This window comes from Aequoribacter sp., assembly GCF_965659035.1.
GTDB lineage: Bacteria > Pseudomonadota > Gammaproteobacteria > Pseudomonadales > Halieaceae > Aequoribacter.
This window is the reverse complement of sequence record NZ_CBFHWH010000070.1, coordinates 10,432-10,951: the sequence shown is the minus strand read 5'-3', so window position 1 is coordinate 10,951 and position 520 is coordinate 10,432. Positions and strand designations below refer to the sequence as shown.

The following is a 520-nucleotide window of genomic DNA, read 5'->3' as shown; positions in this document are numbered from 1 at the left end:
GCAAAAGATCTGAAGGCATAGCCCACCCGTATTTCAGCGCGTCAAATAATACTCGCTGTTGTATTTTGGGTACTGCAAACTCAAAAATTTGGCGTGTCAATGACTCGTTGTTTTGTTGTGCAACACGCTTAAGAGTGGCCACGTTCACTCGCCGATTACCCTTTTCATTTGCAAGTAAAGCCCCTAATTCATCAGAAAACCTCGCCTCGACAGCCAAATATAACAATGCGTTAAAATCACTGTCGTCCATCAAACTCGTATCAAAACCACTAGCAGTTTGCTCGAACTCCAACGCCCACCTGTGTTTAGCAAAGCACCGCAGCAGCTCGACACTCTGGCGAGCAGGTGTCGTTTGATCATTAAGTGCCTTTTGAAGAATTCGATAGATCGAATAATTTCCCGCGCAAGCGGCTCGCATGAGAGGCGTGTAGCCTTCAGGATCTGTGCCCATGAGGTTAGCAGCAGATACCAATTTCTCAACCACCTCCTGTTTACCTAGCCAAGCTGCAACATTAATCGG

General features: G+C 46.7%; 1 protein-coding gene. It reads right to left on the bottom strand.

Annotated elements, in window-relative coordinates; translation table 11 throughout:
- A partial coding sequence (locus ACTF5Z_RS09470; RefSeq protein ID WP_438985422.1) for a hypothetical protein occupies positions 1–484 on the bottom strand: 484 nt, incomplete at its 3' end.
- Between the last annotated feature and the right edge of the window lie 36 nt (positions 485–520).